This is a genomic window from Colwellia sp. TT2012 (assembly GCF_001440345.1).
Taxonomy (GTDB): Bacteria; Pseudomonadota; Gammaproteobacteria; order Enterobacterales; family Alteromonadaceae; genus Colwellia.
This window is the reverse complement of sequence record NZ_LJYX01000115.1, coordinates 1-848: the sequence shown is the minus strand read 5'-3', so window position 1 is coordinate 848 and position 848 is coordinate 1. Positions and strand designations below refer to the sequence as shown.

The 848-nt window shown below is 63.0% G+C and carries 1 protein-coding gene; it reads left to right on the top strand.

All coding sequences use genetic code 11. The features are described from left to right. Nucleotides 1–848: pyruvate kinase (gene pyk, locus ASU03_RS20305; protein WP_082627366.1), on the top strand; the 848-nt coding region annotated here is incomplete at both ends.

The window sequence follows — 848 nt, the reverse complement described above, 5'->3', positions numbered from 1 at the left end:
GGACGTTGCACGTCGGAACTGCTCCCACGGCACCCCGGACGAGCACAAGGCTCGCGCCAAGCGGGTACGTGACATCGCCGCCAAGCATGGCCGCTTCGTCGAGCTGCTGGGTGACCTGCAAGGTCCGAAGATCCGGATCGCCAAATTCGGCAACAAGCGCATCGAGCTGAAGATCGGTGACAAGTTCACCTTCTCCACCAGCCATCCGCTGACCGAAGGCAACCAGCAAGTCGTGGGTATCGACTACCCGGACCTGGTCAAGGATTGCGGCGTCGGCGACGAACTGCTGCTGGACGATGGCCGAGTGGTCATGCGCGTCGACACCGCCACCGTCACCGAGCTGAACTGCACCGTGATCATCGGCGGCCCGCTGTCCGACCACAAAGGCATCAACCGTCGCGGTGGTGGCCTGACCGCGCCAGCCCTGACTGAAAAAGACAAGGCTGACATCAAGCTCGCCGCCGAAATGGAAGTGGACTACCTCGCCGTGTCCTTCCCGCGCGACGCTGCCGACATGGAATACGCCCGCCAACTGCGCGACGAAGCCGGCGGCACTGCCTGGCTGGTAGCGAAGATCGAGCGCGCTGAAGCCGTGGCCGATGACGAAACCCTCGACGGCCTGATCAAGGCATCCGACGCAGTGATGGTTGCCCGTGGCGACCTCGGCGTGGAAATCGGTGATGCTGAGCTGATCGGCATCCAGAAGAAAATCATCCTGCACGCTCGTCGCCACAATAAAGCGGTGATCGTGGCGACCCAGATGATGGAGTCGATGATCCAGAACCCGATGCCGACCCGTGCCGAAGTGTCCGACGTGGCCAACGCCGTGCTCGACTACACCGACGCCG